Origin of the sequence: Hymenobacter sp. 5516J-16 (assembly GCF_022919335.1) — a bacterium.
GTDB lineage: Bacteria > Bacteroidota > Bacteroidia > Cytophagales > Hymenobacteraceae > Hymenobacter > Hymenobacter sublimis.
On record NZ_CP095058.1, the window covers coordinates 2,565,993 to 2,582,167 of the forward strand.

Here is a 16,175-nt window from a genome sequence, read left to right on the forward strand (position 1 = left end):
ACACTCCCGCCGCCAGGGCGCTGGTGGCGGCCTGGTACAGATTCTGGGAGAAGGCCGGCTCCTCGCGCGGGTCAAGGTATTCCTGCCGCAGCTCCTCGGCGGCCGGGTTGGCGTACAGCACGCGCCCGTTGGCGTGCAAGCGCAGCACGGGGTTGGGGTTCTGGCCCGGAATCCGGGAGAGGGAGTTCAGGTACTGCTCGGCGCGGCGGGCCTGGGTTACGTCGCGGAAGGACAGCATAAAGCCCGCCGGTACCAGGTCGTCCGGGCCGCTGAGCGGAATAAAGTCCATTTCCAGCACCGTGCTATCGGCCAGCTCCAGGTCTTCGCCCAGCACCCGCTGGTTAACGGCGCGCATGGCCTCCAGGCGCTGGCGCATGGCCTCGGGCCGGGCTGCCTGGTTGATGAGGCCTTCCAGCAGGGGCTCCGCGGGCTGCTCCTGCATGCCCGACGAGGCGTCTTCCAGCCCAAACAAGTCGCAAAACTCCTGATTCAGGAGTACTACTTTGCCGTTTTGGTGGGCCACCAGCACCGCCACCCGCAGGTTCTGGGTTAGCCGGGTAATGCTGCCCGTCAGGCGGCCAACAACCCGCTGGGTAGCCGTCAGGTGGCGGCGTAGCGCCTGCACCTGTCGCTCCGCCACCATTCGTTCCCGTCGCTCCTGGGCCAGCTGGTCGGCCAGGGTACCCGCGTCAATAGTTGAATCAGAGGAAGACGAGGAAGACATAGAAAGTGGCGGAATCGGGCAGCGGCAGCCTAAGGCGCTAACCAGTGGCTAGGAAGGGAGTAGAGCCGACAAGCGAGAATGCCGGTTGGTATAGGAAAGATAGGAATGATTCCGGGCTAGCCCAAGGCCAGCCCCGCACTTACTCCCAGTGCCAGTCCCGCGCCCAGCGCCAGGCCAGCCCATACCTGGGCTTCGGTGTGCGCATTGAGGGCCAGCCGGGCGCTGCCCACGGCTCCGGCCGCCAGAATAGTGCCGGCCAGCCACCACACGGTCGGCTCGCCGTCGGCCCCACTCAGGTGCAATACCGCCAGCAGCCCGGCCGCCCCGCCCATGCCTACGCCGTGGGCCGAAATCTTCCAGCGCAGGGTAATCAGGAAGGTGAGCAGGACGGCCACAGTCATGCCGGCCATCATGCGGGGGAGCAGCGGATCGAACAGGCCCGGCCGGTGCAGCAGCCAGGCCGCCGCCCCGAAGCTGCTGGCCGCCAGCAGCAAAGGCCACGCCCGCTGCTCCCGCTCGGGCATCTGCAACGAATCGACCAGCCCGAACTTCATGAGTACCACCGTGCCCAGGGAGGGTAGCAAAAACGTGAAGCCCCACACCACCGCCAGCACCAGCCACCGGTCGGGCAGGGGCGGCAGCAGCACCACTCCCGGCAGCTGGTAGCAGACGATGTAGAACAGGTAAAACGGCACCAGCAGCGGATGAAACACCGCCGACAGGGCCGTGGCAAAACCACGCGTCACGAATAGGCAGAGCTAGGGCAGAAGCAAACGAAGGTACAATGGCCGGCGGTTACAGGGCAGCGGCCCAGCCACCCCGTAAAACCAAACGAGCCCCGTAGCTACGCTAACAGGGGCTCGTTTGGTTTGCCGGACGGCAGGCGGCTTACAGTTCCTTCCGCAGGCGGGCCACCGGAATATTCAGCTGCTCGCGGTACTTGGCTACCGTGCGGCGGGCAATGTTATAGCCACGGGCGTTGAGCATTTTCTCCAGCTTGTCATCGGAGAGGGGCTTGTTTTTCTGCTCGCCCTCAATGATTTCCTTTAGAATGTGCTTTACTTCCCGGCTGGAGGCATCCTCACCCGAGTCAGTGGCAATGCCTTCGGAGAAGAAGTACTTGAGTGGATAAATGCCGAACTCCGTCTGGACCGATTTGGAGTTGGCCACCCGGCTCACGGTGCTGATGTCCATGCCAATTTCCTGGGCTATGTCCTTCAGAATCATGGGACGGAGCTTGCTCTCGTCGCCCTCGGCGAAGAACTCGCTTTGGTAGCGCACAATGGCGTCCATGGTGCGCAGCAGGGTGTTCTGGCGCTGCCGAATGGCGTCAATAAACCACTTGGCCGAATCCAGCTTCTGCTTCACAAAGGTCACGGCTTCCTTCATCTTCTTGTCCTTCTTCGAGGCCTTGTCGTAAGCCCGGAACATATCCGTGTAGGCCGGCGACACGCGCAGGTCGGGGGCGTTGCGCGAGTTCAGGGTCAGGTTGAACTGCCCGTTGTCGTGGGTCAGGATGAAGTCGGGGATGATGTACTGCACCTTGCCCATGCCCACTGGTCCGGTACCGCCGGGCTTGGGGTTGAGCTTGAGAATCAGGGCAATGGCTTCCTTAAGCTCGTCGTCTTCCAGGTCCAGCTTCTGCTGAATGCGGGGGTAGTGCTTCTTGGTAAACTCGTCGAAGGTTTCGTTCAGGATTTGCTCGGCGTGCTCCGTGGCCTCGTCCTGGGGGCGGCGCTCCAGCTGCAGCAGCAAACACTCCTGCAAGTCGCGGGCCCCAATGCCAGGCGGGTCAAACGACTGGATAACGTGCAGCACGCCCTCAATTTCCGGCACCGTGGCCTCAATGTTCTGGGAAAATGCCAGGTCGTTGGCAATGGCCGACAAGTCGCGGCGGATGTAGCCGTCCCCGTCGATGGAGCCAATCAGCTGGCGGCCAATGGCTTCCTGTTTCTCGTCGAGGTTGGCAAAGCCTAGTTGGTCCAGCAGGTTGTCCATCAGGGAGCCGCTGGTGTCGGCCAGGGGCATTTCCCGGTCGTCCTCGTCCTCGCCCGGGCCATCGCCCTGCATCTTGTAGCCCGCTATTTCGTCGTCGTGGAGGTAGTCGCTCAGGTCCAGGTCGTCGTTGTCCGCTGATTCCTTATTATCGGCGGGCTCCTCCTTGGTAGGCAGCTCTATTTCGGGTTGCTCTTCGCTCTGGCCGCTGTCAAAATCCTCGTCGAGGGTATTATCCGGATTATCAAACTCTGCGTCGGGGTCGTTGTCGAAGTCCTCGTCCGAGTCGCTGGAGTCATCACGGTCCTGGTCCTCAAACTCATCTTCGGGCTCGTCGCCTTCTTCCAGGGCCGGATTCACTTCCAGCTCTTCCTTGATGCGGGCCTCTAGCTCTGCCGTCGGGATTTGCAGGAGCTTAATAAATTGAATCTGTTGGGGGCTCAGCTTCTGCGAGAGAAGCTGTTTCATGTCCAGTCGTTGCATACTCCAAAAACGCGTACGCCCCGCCGGTTTGGAAACGGGGTGGTTAGGCCAAATATAGCCCTTTCTGTACTGGAATTGGGGCGAAAATGTTGGCTTTCCTTGTTGGCTTGGACGACGCAAAGTGCTGCTGCCGTGCCAGGGGTAGGGCGCCGGCGGCTGGCGGTTTCGGGCAGGAGAGGGGCTGCGCTTTATTCTGACCAACAAATAGCGGTTTTCGCGCCCCTGAAAACTTCTACCTTTGCCGTTCTTAGTGATTTACCTTTTCAGAAGAACAACCTCCCGATGTCCGACCTCCGAAAAACCAGCGTGCAGGAGCTGCTCCGCAGCACCGACCTGGACCGTGAAGTGCTGGTGAAAGGCTGGGTACGCACCCGCCGCGGCAACAAATACGTGCAGTTCATTGCCGTGAATGACGGCTCCGGCTTTAATTCCATTCAGGTGGTGGCTAATGCCGAGCAGTTTCCGGAGGAAAAGCTAAAGGCGGACGGGGTAGAAAACGGGGCCGCGGTGCAGGTACGCGGTAAGCTGGTAGCCTCGCAGGGCAAAGGCCAAACCGTAGAAATTCAAGCTTCGGAAATTACGGTGTACGGCTCGGCCGACACGACTACCTACCCCCTGCAGAAGAAGGGGCACTCCCTGGAGTTCCTGCGCGAAATTGCCCATTTGCGCCCCCGCACGAACACGTTCGGGGCGGTGCTGCGCATCCGGCACGCCATGGCGTTTGCCGTGCACAACTACTTCAACAGCAAGGGCTTCTACTACGTCCATACGCCCATCGTAACCGGCTCCGACGCCGAGGGCGCGGGCCAGATGTTCCGCGTGACTACCCTGCCCGACCAAAACCCACCCCTGACGGAAGACAAGTCGGCGGTAGATTACAAGCAGGACTTTTTCGGTAAGCAAACCAACCTCACGGTTTCCGGGCAGCTGGAAGCCGAGGTAGCGGCCATGGCCCTGGGCAAGGTGTACACGTTCGGTCCCACATTCCGGGCCGAAAACTCCAACACGGCCCGCCACCTGGCTGAATTCTGGATGATTGAGCCCGAAGTGGCCTTTAACGACCTGCAGGACAACATGGACCTGGCCGAGGACTTCCTCAAGAGCCTAGTGCGCTACGCCCTGGAGCATTGCCAGGACGACCTGCAGTTCCTCAACGAGCAGTACGACAAGGAGTTGCTGAGCCGCCTGCAGTTTGTGGTAGAGAATGATTTCCAGCGCCTTACCTACACCGAGGCCGTGGAAATCTTGAAAGTTGCCAAGCAGAAGTTCGAGTTTCCCGTGGATTGGGGCACCGATTTGCAGAGCGAGCATGAGCGCTATCTGGTGGAGAAGCACTTTAAGAAGCCGGTTATCCTGACGGACTACCCCAAGGACATCAAGGCCTTCTACATGAAGCTCAACGACGACGACAAAACCGTGCGGGCCATGGACGTGCTGTTCCCCGGCATTGGCGAAATCATCGGCGGCTCCCAGCGCGAGGAAGACCTGACCAAACTGCAGGCCCGTATGGCCGCTATGCACGTGCCCGAGCACGAACTGTGGTGGTACCTGGAGTTGCGCAAGTATGGCACCGCTCCCCACGCCGGCTTCGGCCTGGGCTTCGAGCGCCTCATCTTGTTCATTACCGGCATGGCCAACATCCGCGACGTCATTCCCTTCCCCCGCTTCCCCAAAAGCGCAGAATTTTAATCACGGACGTAGCCGGATTTTCCGGATTGCACGGATTGGTATAAGACAAACGGCAGCCTCAGATGGGGCTGCCGTTTGCGTGCTGGCCGTTTTGCGGCGCTTGGTTATTGCAGTAATTGCCGCTCGTAGAGGTCCTGGGCTTTAGCGCGGATGCGTTGCTGAAAGCCTTCAAGGTCTTTGGTTTGCTCTTCCCAGGAAGCCTCGCGGGTTAGCTTCTGCGCGAGTTGGTCAATAGCTGCCTGGTCGGTGGCCGTAAGCGGATGGTACAGGCGGTACACTTGGTCAGTGAAGCCGTATTCCCGGTCCTTCAGGTTGTGTTCGGTAAATAGCAGGATGACGAAGCGGCGGCTTTCTAGCTGTTGCTGCAGGTTGAGCTTGGCTACTCGCTCGCCCGTATCGTGGTAGGTGCTGTCGGGCAGGTGCACCTCGTTGTTGTAATACCAGAAGCGGGTATCCTCGGAAAACTCGCGCTGGATGTAGGGGCTAAACTGCATCAGGCCCCAGGTGAAACTGTCGCCGATAAACAAGGCCGAAGGACGAGTTTGGCCGGCTTGTGGAGGTAGGAACGCCAAGCGCCGGTAAGCCAGCGGAGTTGCCTCGCGCTGCCACAGCAGGTTCAGGGGCCAGCCCAGATCATTATCCGTAGCTAGAAGCGAGTCGGAGGAGTTGATGATGCGGGGCGAGCCTACAGTGCGCACCTGCGGAAAGCGCAGGCCGCCCAGCTGCTCCAGATGCCGCAGCAGCGTGTCGGCGGCCAGGGTGGCGCCGTACCCGCTCCAGTGCGTGCCGGCCCGCGGGAAAAGAGGGTAGGGCTTAGTGGTTTTCCAGCGGGCAAATACGGGCACCAGATCCAGCAGGGCCAGACTATCGGCGCGCATGGCCCGCGTGAACAGGTCGTAGTTGGTGAGGGTGCCGGGAGCGGGCCGTAGGCGGAGCGGGAGGTCTTCGGGCTGAAAACGGGCCTTGTTAGGCGCCAGCACGAATAGGAGTTTGACGCCGCGCCGGGCCAGTTCCTGCTGCACTATGCGGAGGCGTCGCACCCGGAAGCGTACTTCGGCCTCGTCCAGCAGGTCTTGGCCGGCATATGTTGCAATGGGGCCGGGCTGGAACAATACTTCGTGCTCGCCCACCGTCAGGTCGGTGAGGCCGGCTACCCGGAACAACGAGAAAGAAAGCTGATTGTGCAGCCGGATTGCCAGGGTGCGAAAGCCCAGGCGGTCTTCTACGTACCGCCCAGAGCTTCTTGGTAGGCGGTGCTTTGTAGGCCTTCCCAGCTGAACTCTGGGTGCGGGGCCCGGGTGAAAGCGCCCGCCAGCTCCCCTTCCGGATAGAAGCGCAGCCGCGCCTGCAAGGCGGGCAACAGCAGTAGGAGCACCAACAGCCCGAGCAGAAGTCTCTTGAACAACGTCGTCACAGAAAAGGAATAGCGCTTTCCAAGGAAGGCTAACGAAAGAGAGCTAAAAGCGGAAGTAGATAAAGGGGTTAAACGAGCTGCCCACGATGTAGCCCATGCTCAGCAGCAGCAACAAAGCAGTTACCGCCGTGATGCCCGCGGCCGCCCGCACGGAAAAATGAGACGCCGCCAGCGTGCGTATTTCCCAGCGCTCAATGCGGGGCAAGGCGGCCATAAAGGAGAAGACGGTGGCCAGGACTAGCGTAAACCAGAACTCGCGGGTGTAGTAGGGCAGAGCTGCGGTAACATCGGCTCCCAGGCCCAGCATGCGGTTGACGTAGGCCAGCGCACCAGCCAGGGTTTCGGCCCGGAACAGCACCCAACCTACTACCGTGATAACAAAAGTGGGTAGGATGCTTAGGGCGCCGAGCTTGCGGTAAAGCCGTAGTAAAAAAAGTCGATCTAGAATCAGAAACAGGCCGTGGTACGCCCCCAAGCAATGAAGTTCCAGGCCGCCCCGTGCCAGAAGCCCGACAAAATAAACACCGTCCAGAGGTTCACGTAGAGCCGGGCCGGCTTCACGCGGTTGCCGCCCAGCGGAATATAGAGGTAGTCGCGCATCCAGCGACCCAGCGTGATGTGCCAGCGCTGCCAAAACTCGGTGATGCTGCGCGAGATGTACGGATTATTGAAGTTTTCCGGGAACTGAAAGCCCATCAGTCGCCCGAGCCCGATGGCCATATCGGAGTAGCCCGAAAAGTCGAAGTAAATCTGGAACGTGTACGCTACGGCCCGAGCCAGGCCTGAGCTACCGGCAGCTCAGCGGGCGGCAAGCTGAAAATAGCATCGGCCTGTTCGCCCAGTACGTTGGCTATCAGTACCTTCTTGGCTAGGCCAATCATGAAGCGGAACAGGCCCGCCAGCTTCTGGTCAACGGTGTCAAAGGCGGTGCGGTCCGTCAGCTGATCGGCTATTTCGTGAAAACGGACAATGGGCCCGGCTATCATCTTGGGAAACAGCATGATGTAGAGCATGAAGTCCCAGAAGCTCCGCAGCGGCTTGTTCACACCGCGGTACACGTCGATGGTGTACGTGAGCTTTTCGAAGGTGAAAAACGAAATGCCAATGGGTAGTACCACCTTTTCCCAGGTGAGCGGGGAGCTGCCCGCTGCTTCGCCCAGTGCACTCACGTTTTCGAGAAAGAAGTTAGCGTACTTAAAGTAAAAGAGCATGGCCACGTTCAGGACAATGCTCAGAATCAAGTAAATGCGCTTCTGCCAGTTCTGGGCCTTGTCCATGAACCGGATCAACACGAAGTTGATAACCACGGAAGCCAGAAATAAGGCGAGGAAGTTAAGCCCGCCCAGGCGTAGAATAATAAGCTGGCCACCAGCGCCACCACGTTCTTGAACCGGGCTGGAGCCAGGAAATAGAGTAGCAGAAAACCTGGTAGAAAATAGAATAGAAACAGCGTACTGCTAAAAACCATGCGCGGCAACGTAAGAATTCAGCACAAGGTAGCAAGCCCGCCAGTATTCTGGAAAGCGCCCGTGAGTTAGGTCCACCAGCCCCTCGCCGGCGAAGCGCCAGTGCACAAGGACTTTGGAAGGTAGCAGTATTAGCAGTAGTTGCGCAGCTCCTTATCGTCGACTGCTACTAGGGCGTCCAGGCGCAGCTCAAAGCCATCGGCCAATCGCAGGTATTCCACTTTGTCGCGGATAAATAAATCCTGGATGGTGCCATGGTAGGTGCTAGGAGGCGTGTCGGGTTGGGTGCGGTAGGTGAGGCTGCAGACTTGGCCGGTGGTTGCCCGGGCTTCCAGTTCATCGTAGAAGGAGCAGCTGATGGGGCGGTACGTGGAGTTGGACATTGGAGGGTGGAAAAAGTGCGTTTCTCACCTACGAAAAACCACCGCCCATAGATGGGGCGCTAAGCGGCTAGTCGGTGCCCATTTACGGATATCAACCAGTCAAGACGCAGCTCGCACCCGTTGGCCAAGCACAGGTAATCAACCTGACCACGCCGCAGTACCCCCAGCAACACTCCCCGCACGCAAAACTCGGCGGAAGTGCCCGGGGTGCGGTACACCAGCAGGCACCGCCGGCCTTCCCCAATCAGCGCTTGCAGCTCAAGGGGCAGACCGCGGTGAAATAGATGTTGGGTCGTAGGCATAGCGACCTGAACGGATTGAACTATAAAAAGATGCGGCCAGGTAGTAAGAGTATGTTAAGAAAAAACTACTGTCTGGATTACTCACAATTTATAACAAAGCCCCCAGCTTACTCTAGTAGGAAGCTGGGGGTAGTATGTAGCTGGGGTTGAGATGTCTTAGTGTTTGCCTTTGCCGTGGCTCTTGCCATTGCCGCCGGGACCACCATAGCCCAGCTTTTTGGCCTGGCCGGGCGGCAAGCCCTTGCCGCTTTCCAGACGTTTCACCTGGCCTGGGGCAGGCTGGCTGGGTACTGCTGCCGGTGCCGGCCAATCTGGGTCCAGGGCTGAGCGCCTACGTAGTCGATAACCACGGGGTGGAAGGAGCTAGGCGAATAGCCGCTGACGGTAGCTACCCGAGCCCAGCGGCCGTCCCGCTGCACAAGGTAGCGCTGGTCGCGCAGGTCGTAGTAGCCGCCTACTTCCGGAATGTAGTAGTACTGGGTGCCTGCTGGAGCGGCCGGCCCCAGGAAGGCGGGTTCACGTTGATGGTAACCTGAGCCTGGGCCGAATGGGTGAGCCCGGACAATGAAAGAGCCAACAGGCCCGATAAAGCGACTTTAGGGAGCAGTTTCATGGCTGAATAGGTAGGTGAAATGATGGGAACAAGAAACTAGTGGCAAGAACGGGGCCAAACGAAACAAGGCGTAGGAGCCCGCCTGCATAGTGTCGAGCTTACGGCAGGAGGTAGGCTTGTGTTAAAGCAGTAAGCTCCTAAACCGAAAAAGGCCTTCTGCTAGTAGCAGAAGGCCTTTTTGAGAGCGGTAACCTAAGAACTCTTACATGCCGCGGCCACGTCCCCGGCCTCCGGTGTAACCACCTGGGCTTGGTTGGCTACCTTGCTGAACGCCTGGGTTGCTAGGGCTACTGATGCTACCCTGGCCGTTACGGTCGTAAGCACCGCGGTTGTCGTTGCGGCCGTAGTAGCCGCCCGGGTTCTGGTTGGAGCGGTTATCGTCGCGGCGACCATCGTAACGGCCGTCATAGCCGCCACCGTAATTGCCGCGGTAGTCTCGGCTGTCCCGGTAATTACCGCGGGCGTAGCCGCCTTGGTTGTAAGGGCGGTTATCGTAGTAGCCGCCCGGACCGTAGTTTGGGCGCGGCGCTACCACGTAGCCGTGGCCGGGCCAGTTCGAGCCGTAGTAGCGGCCGGGCTGCACGCCCCACCGGTCGCAGTAGGCGCGGTGGTCGCGCAGATAGCCCCAGGGCTGCCGGCCCACGTACTGCACCACCACCGGGTGGAAGAAGCGCGGATCATAGCCGGCGTAGGCGCGCGGTAGCACCGGCGAGCTAACCCACGCCCCATACACCGGGTCGAAGAACAGGTACGACTGCGTGTACAAGTCGTAGTAGCCATCAATTTCCGGGAGGTAGTAGTACTGCACGTTCGGTCCTACGGCGGGGCCCCAGGCCGGAACCTGCACATTGATCTGCACCTGCGCCTGCGCGCGGCTGCTGTAGAGTAGCAGTCCGAGGGCCAGCACCAAGCCTGATTTAAACAACGTTTTCATATAGAAGGAAAGCAAAAGGGAGAGGCTGGACGTAAGGCAAAAGCCGCACCATAATTTGCGAGTTAGACGGAAATGCGCCCCTAGGTTTAAAAGAAGTTTAAGGCTGGTCGGGACATTTCCCCGGCAGTGCGTGTTGTAGCCCATCTGCCCGTTGTTCAGCCCTTACCTCACTCCACTATTATGCTTGGCAAATAAGCTATTCGGGGTAGCCGTTGGGGCCTGATTTGCGTACCTTTGCAGACTTATTCGCTTCGCTGCTGCATGGCTAAAAAAACAACTGCCGCTTCCGTTTCTTCTCCTGCTGATAAATCTGCCGCCCCAACTGCCAAAGCCACTCGACCGGCCAAAGCGACGAAGCAGGCCGCAGCGGCTCCGGCTATTATCCCAGCCAAACCAAAGAAGATCCCACGCTCCACTGCTGCTGCCGTGGCCGATAACGCTAATCAGCATACTACCGCTGCCGTGCAGGCCGTACCTCGCTTGGGAGAAGTAGCGGAGGCCGTGGCAGAAAGCCGGGTAACCGGCCAGCTTACCGGCCCCGCCGACCTGGAAGCGCCTTACATTGAGGTGTATGGGGCCCGGGAGCACAACCTCAAGAATGTATCCATTCAGATTCCGCGCGGGCGGCTGGTGGTGTTTACCGGCATTTCAGGCTCGGGCAAGTCGTCGCTTGCTTTCGATACGATTTATGCCGAGGGTCAGCGCCGCTACATGGAGACGTTTTCGGCCTACGCCCGCTCGTTTATGGGCGGCCTGGAGCGGCCCGACGTGGACAAGATTGAGGGCCTGTCGCCGGTTATCAGCATCGAGCAGAAAACCACCTCGCGCAACCCCCGCTCCACCGTGGGCACCATCACCGAGATTTACGACTTTCTGCGCCTGCTCTACGCCCGCACCGCCGAGGCGTTCAGCTACGCCACGGGCCAGAAGATGATCCGGCAGTCGGACGACCAGATTATCAATTATATCCTAAAAGAGTACGACGGCCGCAAGCTTATTGTGTTGGCGCCGGTAGTAAAGGGTCGCAAAGGTCACTACCGGGAGCTGTTTCAACAGATTGCCAAGCTGGGCTTTACTAAAGTGCGTGTCGATGGAGAGCTGCTTGACATCACGCCCAAGATGCAGGTGGACCGTTACAAAATCCACGACATCGAAATCGTGATTGACCGGCTGGTGGTGAAGGAAGAAGACCGGTTCCGCCTCTCCGGTTCGGTGCAGAACTCCTTGACCCAAGGCAAGGGCACCATGCTCGTGCTTGACCCCGACAAGAAGAAGGACAACACCCAGTTCTTCTCCCGCTTCCTCATGGACCCGGCCACCGGCATTGCCTACGACGATCCGGCGCCCAACACTTTCTCCTTCAACTCACCCTACGGTGCTTGCCCTACCTGCAACGGCCTGGGCGAGGTGCAGGAAATCACCGAGGACTCGGTGATGCCGGATAAGAAGCTGAGCATCAGTCGCGGGGGTATTGCGCCCCTGGGGGAGTACCGCGACATCTGGATTTTCCAGCAGCTCAGTCTCATTGTCAAGAAGAACAAGGCCAGCCTGAGCACGCCCATCGAGAAGCTGCCCACGGAGCTGGTGGAGCGCCTGCTCCACGGCGTGCCCGAGGATGAGGACGCCGACCCGAAAAAAGCGAATTACACGGAGCCCTTCGAGGGCATTATTCCTTTCCTGCGCCGGCAGATGGAGTCTGATTCGGAAAACATCCGGGAGTGGATTCAGCAGTACACCCAGGCCCAGGAGTGCCCGGAGTGCCACGGCTACCGTCTCAAAAAGGAAAGCCTGCACTTCAAACTCGATAACAAGCACATTGGCGAGCTGTCGGTGATGGACCTGAACGAGCTGGCTGGTTGGTTTGAAGGCGTGGAAACTCGCCTCTCGGAGCGCCAGAACCTGATTGCTCGGGAGCTGCTCAAGGAAATCCGCAAGCGCATCGGCTTCCTGCTGGAAGTGGGGCTGGACTACCTGAACCTGCACCGCTCCGTGCGTACGCTTTCGGGCGGTGAGTCGCAACGCATCCGCCTAGCCACCCAGATTGGTACCCAGCTAGTAGGTGTGCTCTATATCATGGATGAGCCCAGTATTGGCCTGCACCAGCGCGACAATGAACGGCTAATCAAGGCCTTGCAGCACCTGCGCGACCTAGGTAACTCCGTGATTGTGGTAGAGCACGACAAGGACATGATTATGCACGCCGACCACGTGCTGGATATCGGCCCCGGCGCGGGCATCCACGGCGGGCAAATTGTGGCCGAAGGCACGCCCACGGAAATTTTCAACTCTGGCTCCCTTACCTCGCAATACCTCAGCGGGCAGAAGCACATTGAGCTGCGCAAGAAGAAGCGCGCCGGTGAAGGCAATGAGCTAGTGCTGAAAGGCGCCAAGGGCCACAACCTCAAAAATGTAACCGCTAAGTTTCCGCTGGGCAAGCTCATTGCCGTGACGGGCGTATCGGGCTCGGGCAAGTCGTCGCTCATCCACGACACGTTGTACCCCATTTTGAACCAACACTTCTTTAACGCCAAGCGTGAGCCCTTACCCTACGGCACCATCGAAGGATTGGAGTTCATTGATAAAGTAATTGAGGTTGACCAGTCGCCGATTGGGCGTACGCCGCGCTCCAATCCGGCTACCTACACGGGCGTGTTTACTGAAATTCGCCAGCTGTTTTCGTCGTTGCCGGAGGCAAAAATCCGCGGGTACGGGCCGGGGCGCTTCTCCTTCAACGTGAAGGGCGGGCGCTGCGAAACCTGCGAGGGCGCTGGCATGCGCACCATCGAAATGAACTTCCTGCCCGATGTGCACGTGCCCTGCGAAACCTGCAAAGGCCGCCGCTACAACCGCGAGACGCTGGAAGTGCGCTTCAAAGGCAAGTCTATCACCGACGTGCTCGACATGACGGTGGAAAAAGCCGTGGAGTTCTTTGAGTTTCAGCCCCGCATCCTGCGTAAGATACAGACCCTGAACGAGGTAGGGTTGGGCTACCTCACCCTAGGGCAGCAAGCCACTACGCTTTCGGGCGGTGAGGCTCAGCGGGTGAAGCTGGCTACGGAGCTCAGCAAAAAGGACACCGGCAAGACCTTCTACATCCTCGACGAGCCGACTACTGGCCTGCACTTCGAGGACATCAACCACCTGGCCGTAGTCCTGCACAAACTAGCCGACAAGGGCAACACCGTCCTCATCATCGAGCACAACCTCGACCTGATTAAAGTAGCCGACCACCTGATTGATATTGGGCCGGAAGGTGGGGCCGGTGGCGGTACCATTGTGGCCCAGGGCACGCCTGAGCAGGTAGCTAAGTCGGGCAAGGGCCATACCAGCCGCTTTCTGGCCGAGGAGCTGCGCACTAGTAAGTACGCTGAGGAAACGCCGGGTAGTAAGGATGCCGCCTGATACCAGTTTGTGGCGGGCTGGCAAAAGCTCCCTACTTCAGCGCAACCGTAAGTAGTCTGCCAGAATTTCCTACGCCTCTTATCATGAAGCTTCTGTAGCCAAACAACACAAAAGGCCGCCCCGAAACCGGAGCGGCCTTTTGTGTTGCTGGAGCAAATGGTTTACATGTTGCCAGCAGCCGATCCGGCGTGCTGCTTGAACATAGCCAAGTGAGCCTGTACCACGGGGGTAGTTTTGGTGATGAAGCCTTGCAGGTCAGCGTCCTGGGTCATTTGCTTGTGGGCCATCATGGTATTAACTGTTTTCTGATGGTCCAGCAGCATTTGAGCCATGTACTTGGTTTCGAATTCCTTACCCGACAGGTTTTTCATTTGCGCGGCAATGGCTTTGTGCTCGGCGTCCATGTCGGTAGGTAGGGTTACGCCTTTTTTCTGCGCAATCGGCTTCAGGTCAGCCGTCGACTTGGTGTGGTCGGTAATCATCTGGTTGGCGTGGTCTTTCGCCATGCCCGTCACGCCTTTTTCCAGCGCCATTTTGCTGAGTTGAATTTCGTTCTGGTCGCTGTGCGCGGCCGACATCATAAACTCAGGGTCGGTGGAGTGAGGAGCCGTGGGGCCATCCGTAGCCATAGCGGCCGATGTGTCGGAGGAAGGCATGGTAGAAGCCGAGGCCATTTCTGTATCGGCGGTGTTAGCGCCCGTTGCTTCAGTACCGGTAGCGCCGCCATCGGCTGCCGCATTTTCGGTTGAGGAGTTACCACAGGAGCCCAGGCTCAAGAGGCCCAGACAGGAGACGGAAAACAGAATACGTTTCATAGGAGAAGGGTTGTGAGAATGGAACAGATAAGTAGCCGAAGCTACAATTGGGCTAGCCGGCTCTCGGCTAGCGAGTAGTACCGGCGGAGTCAGCAGCCATTGCCGAATCGGCGTCGGCAGTTACGGTTGGGCCGGCATTGTTATCGATAACCACCGCGTCGGCTTTTACGCCGCCTTCGTCAGCAGCTTTATCCATGTCGCTTACGGCCTCACCGGCAGTGCCATCGGTGCGCGTTTCTGCGTTGTTGCAGCTGGCCAGGAGCAGCGCGGCGCCCAAGGTCAGGAAGGGAAGGAATCGGGTTTTCATTGGTGGTAGGAAAGAATGGAAAGAATAGGAACGGGGCTACGGCTTGAGCTTGTCTTGCAGTGTTTCTCCCGCGGTGTGTTGGTCTTTCAGGATGGGAAGCTGCCGAGCGGCCAAGGCCCGGATGTCGCCATCGTAGGCTTCTTCGCCCATGTCATCATACGCCTCGGCATCTTCGTTGCTGATGCTGCCAAGCAAGTCCACGAACTTTTGGTCGAAGGCTGCTCCGTTTAGGGCGGTTAGCTCGCCTACCTGCTTGCCCTGTTCCTCGCCCAGGCCAGTGGGCAGCACTAGCTTTTTCTGTTGGGCCAAGGCTTGCAGTTCCCGCAGCAGCGGGGCCGTGGTAGCCGCCAGATTTTGAGCTACGAAGCGGGTATCGGGCGAAGCGGCTTTGCGCTGGGCAATCTGGCTGATTTCCAGTAGCTGCATCTTCCGGCTGGCCGCATCCACCAGAAACTCCGCGTCGCGCAGTTGGCGCTTGGTAACGGCCTCTTCGTCAATGCGCTTTTCATTTTGAAACTTAGCGCTGAAGATGGGGTCTTTGTTACTTTCACCCGATGAGCAGGCTGCTGTCAGGAGCAGAAGCAACGGCGCAAAGAACCGGGTAGGAAACAACATAGGATCAGTTAATTGGAAGGGGGTGCTGGGCTATACGCGCAGCAGTGGTTCAGGTTTGGATTACCATTTCGGAAAAAAGTTCCCCCTCTGATTAAACTATCTTTTATTGTGGAGCTCTAACCGCCGAAAACTTCTACCCACCATTACTTCATCTTCCCATGAAAACTCATGTACTGCGCACTTTAGGTGTCACTGCCGTTGTGGGCGCTGCTTTGCTCTCCGCCGCCTGCACCAAAAATGCCGACCCGCAGGCTGCCACGGAAGTGACCGTATCTGCTGAAGACCAGAGCCTCGCGGAAGATGAAAACGCCACCGTTGCCGATCTGGTAGAAGCCGGGTCCCCAACGGATGTTAGCGTAACAGGAAGCCCGCGGCCGAGTCCGCCGACCTAGCCCGAATAGCCGGGGCCTGCTTTACCCGCACGTATGAGGCAGCTACCCGCACGCTCACCCTCGACTTCGGACCAACGAATTGCGTGGGTCCCAATGGAGTAGCGCGCCGGGGTAAAATCGTGGCCGTGTTCAGTGGCCCGTACCGGCAGGCAGGCGCCACCGTAACCATTACGCTAGTAAACTATCACCGCAACGATAATCTGCACACTGGCACCCGCACCATTACCAACTTAGGGAGTGGCTCCTGGAAGCTGGAGGTCCAGAACGCCAGTGTCACCACGGCCGCGGGTACGCATTCCTGGGTTGCCCAGCGCCAGTACACCCGTACCGCCGGCCTCGGCACCCGCACCATCCTCGACGACGAGTACACCGTGACAGGCCAGGCCAGCGGCACCAACCGTAAAAACGTGAGCTATACCGCTACCATCGAGCAGCCTTTGCTTAAGAAGATTCAGGCTGGCTGCGCCCGCACGTTCGTGGCTGGAACCGTCCGGATCAAGACTGCCAAGGAGAAGGAACTGCTACTGAACTACGACCCCACGGGCACCCAAGCCTGCGACAACTTCGCCTCTATTACCATCAACGGTGCCACCCGCACCATTCGCGTAGGCCGCGGCTTGTAGGCTGTAAGCAAGGGGTGG

Annotated in this window: 19 protein-coding genes and 1 pseudogene; 4 read left to right on the forward strand and 16 right to left on the reverse strand. The window is 58.9% G+C overall.

Annotated features, from left to right (window positions below; all coding sequences use genetic code 11):
* Window positions 1-205: 205 nt before the first annotated feature.
* The 3 genes and pseudogenes from MUN84_RS24605 to rpoN all read right to left on the reverse strand — a co-directional run.
* Window positions 206-724, reverse strand: a pseudogene (locus MUN84_RS24605) (PAS domain-containing protein); the annotation flags it as partial.
* 116 nt (window positions 725-840) lie between these two features.
* Entirely contained in the window at window positions 841-1,470 is a 630-nt protein-coding gene (locus MUN84_RS12730) for a hypothetical protein (RefSeq protein ID WP_244694428.1), read from the reverse strand.
* A gap of 142 nt (window positions 1,471-1,612) precedes the next feature.
* Entirely contained in the window at window positions 1,613-3,202 is a 1,590-nt protein-coding gene (gene rpoN, locus MUN84_RS12735; RefSeq protein ID WP_244694429.1) for an RNA polymerase factor sigma-54, read from the reverse strand.
* 282 nt (window positions 3,203-3,484) lie between these two features.
* Between rpoN and asnS the strand changes: the two genes are divergently transcribed.
* On the forward strand, window positions 3,485-4,891 hold the full coding sequence (gene asnS / locus MUN84_RS12740; protein WP_244694430.1) for an asparagine--tRNA ligase: 1,407 nt from the start codon (window positions 3,485-3,487) through the stop codon (window positions 4,889-4,891).
* A gap of 104 nt (window positions 4,892-4,995) precedes the next feature.
* On the opposite strand, the gene MUN84_RS12745 is transcribed toward asnS, so the two are convergent.
* The 10 genes from MUN84_RS12745 to MUN84_RS12790 form a co-directional block, all read right to left on the reverse strand.
* Window positions 4,996-6,054, reverse strand: a complete 1,059-nt coding sequence (locus tag MUN84_RS12745; RefSeq protein ID WP_244694431.1) for an alginate O-acetyltransferase AlgX-related protein — start codon at window positions 6,052-6,054, stop codon at window positions 4,996-4,998.
* A gap of 59 nt (window positions 6,055-6,113) precedes the next feature.
* Complete coding sequence (locus MUN84_RS12750) at window positions 6,114-6,305, reverse strand: hypothetical protein (RefSeq protein ID WP_244694432.1); 192 nt, start codon at window positions 6,303-6,305, stop codon at window positions 6,114-6,116.
* A 43-nt stretch (window positions 6,306-6,348) separates the two neighbouring features.
* Window positions 6,349-6,780: a hypothetical protein gene (locus MUN84_RS12755; protein WP_244694433.1), complete on the reverse strand. Its 432-nt coding sequence runs from the start codon at window positions 6,778-6,780 to the stop codon at window positions 6,349-6,351.
* On the reverse strand, window positions 6,753-7,025 hold the full coding sequence (locus tag MUN84_RS12760) for an MBOAT family O-acyltransferase (RefSeq protein ID WP_244694434.1): 273 nt from the start codon (window positions 7,023-7,025) through the stop codon (window positions 6,753-6,755). Before MUN84_RS12760 ends, MUN84_RS12755 begins: the two co-directional genes overlap by 28 nt.
* Before the next feature lie 44 nt (window positions 7,026-7,069).
* Entirely contained in the window at window positions 7,070-7,612 is a 543-nt protein-coding gene (locus MUN84_RS12765) for a hypothetical protein (protein WP_244694435.1), read from the reverse strand.
* A 290-nt stretch (window positions 7,613-7,902) separates the two neighbouring features.
* Window positions 7,903-8,154 carry a hypothetical protein gene (locus MUN84_RS12770; RefSeq protein WP_244694436.1) on the reverse strand — a complete coding sequence of 84 codons (252 nt, stop codon included), beginning with the start codon at window positions 8,152-8,154 and terminating at the stop codon, window positions 7,903-7,905.
* 59 nt (window positions 8,155-8,213) lie between these two features.
* Complete coding sequence (locus tag MUN84_RS12775) at window positions 8,214-8,456, reverse strand: hypothetical protein (RefSeq protein ID WP_244694437.1); 243 nt, start codon at window positions 8,454-8,456, stop codon at window positions 8,214-8,216.
* 260 nt (window positions 8,457-8,716) lie between these two features.
* Window positions 8,717-8,875 (reverse strand): hypothetical protein, encoded by a 159-nt coding sequence (locus MUN84_RS12780; protein WP_244694438.1) that lies wholly within the window; start codon window positions 8,873-8,875, stop codon window positions 8,717-8,719.
* 35 nt (window positions 8,876-8,910) lie between these two features.
* A complete protein-coding gene (locus MUN84_RS12785) occupies window positions 8,911-9,069 on the reverse strand; it encodes a hypothetical protein (RefSeq protein WP_244694439.1) in 159 nt (52 codons plus the stop codon).
* 202 nt (window positions 9,070-9,271) lie between these two features.
* Window positions 9,272-10,003 carry a hypothetical protein gene (locus MUN84_RS12790; protein ID WP_244694440.1) on the reverse strand — a complete coding sequence of 244 codons (732 nt, stop codon included), beginning with the start codon at window positions 10,001-10,003 and terminating at the stop codon, window positions 9,272-9,274.
* A 261-nt stretch (window positions 10,004-10,264) separates the two neighbouring features.
* Here MUN84_RS12790 and uvrA point away from each other — a divergent pair, with 261 nt between their 5' ends.
* Window positions 10,265-13,405: an excinuclease ABC subunit UvrA gene (uvrA, locus tag MUN84_RS12795; protein ID WP_244694441.1), complete on the forward strand. Its 3,141-nt coding sequence runs from the start codon at window positions 10,265-10,267 to the stop codon at window positions 13,403-13,405.
* A gap of 161 nt (window positions 13,406-13,566) precedes the next feature.
* On the opposite strand, the gene MUN84_RS12800 is transcribed toward uvrA, so the two are convergent.
* The 3 genes from MUN84_RS12800 to MUN84_RS12810 form a co-directional block, all read right to left on the reverse strand.
* Window positions 13,567-14,220, reverse strand: coding sequence for a DUF4142 domain-containing protein (locus MUN84_RS12800; RefSeq protein WP_244694442.1), 654 nt, complete (start codon window positions 14,218-14,220; stop codon window positions 13,567-13,569).
* Between the two features lie 67 nt (window positions 14,221-14,287).
* The gene (locus MUN84_RS12805; RefSeq protein ID WP_244694443.1) at window positions 14,288-14,527 is read right to left on the reverse strand and encodes a hypothetical protein; all 240 of its coding nucleotides are present in this window, start codon (window positions 14,525-14,527) and stop codon (window positions 14,288-14,290) included.
* A 36-nt stretch (window positions 14,528-14,563) separates the two neighbouring features.
* Entirely contained in the window at window positions 14,564-15,142 is a 579-nt protein-coding gene (locus tag MUN84_RS12810) for a DUF4142 domain-containing protein (RefSeq protein ID WP_244694444.1), read from the reverse strand.
* Between the two features lie 158 nt (window positions 15,143-15,300).
* Between MUN84_RS12810 and MUN84_RS12815 the strand changes: the two genes are divergently transcribed.
* Window positions 15,301-15,534, forward strand: coding sequence for a hypothetical protein (locus tag MUN84_RS12815; RefSeq protein WP_244694445.1), 234 nt, complete (start codon window positions 15,301-15,303; stop codon window positions 15,532-15,534).
* A gap of 83 nt (window positions 15,535-15,617) precedes the next feature.
* Window positions 15,618-16,157: a hypothetical protein gene (locus tag MUN84_RS12820; RefSeq protein ID WP_244694446.1), complete on the forward strand. Its 540-nt coding sequence runs from the start codon at window positions 15,618-15,620 to the stop codon at window positions 16,155-16,157.
* Window positions 16,158-16,175: the final 18 nt, after the last annotated feature.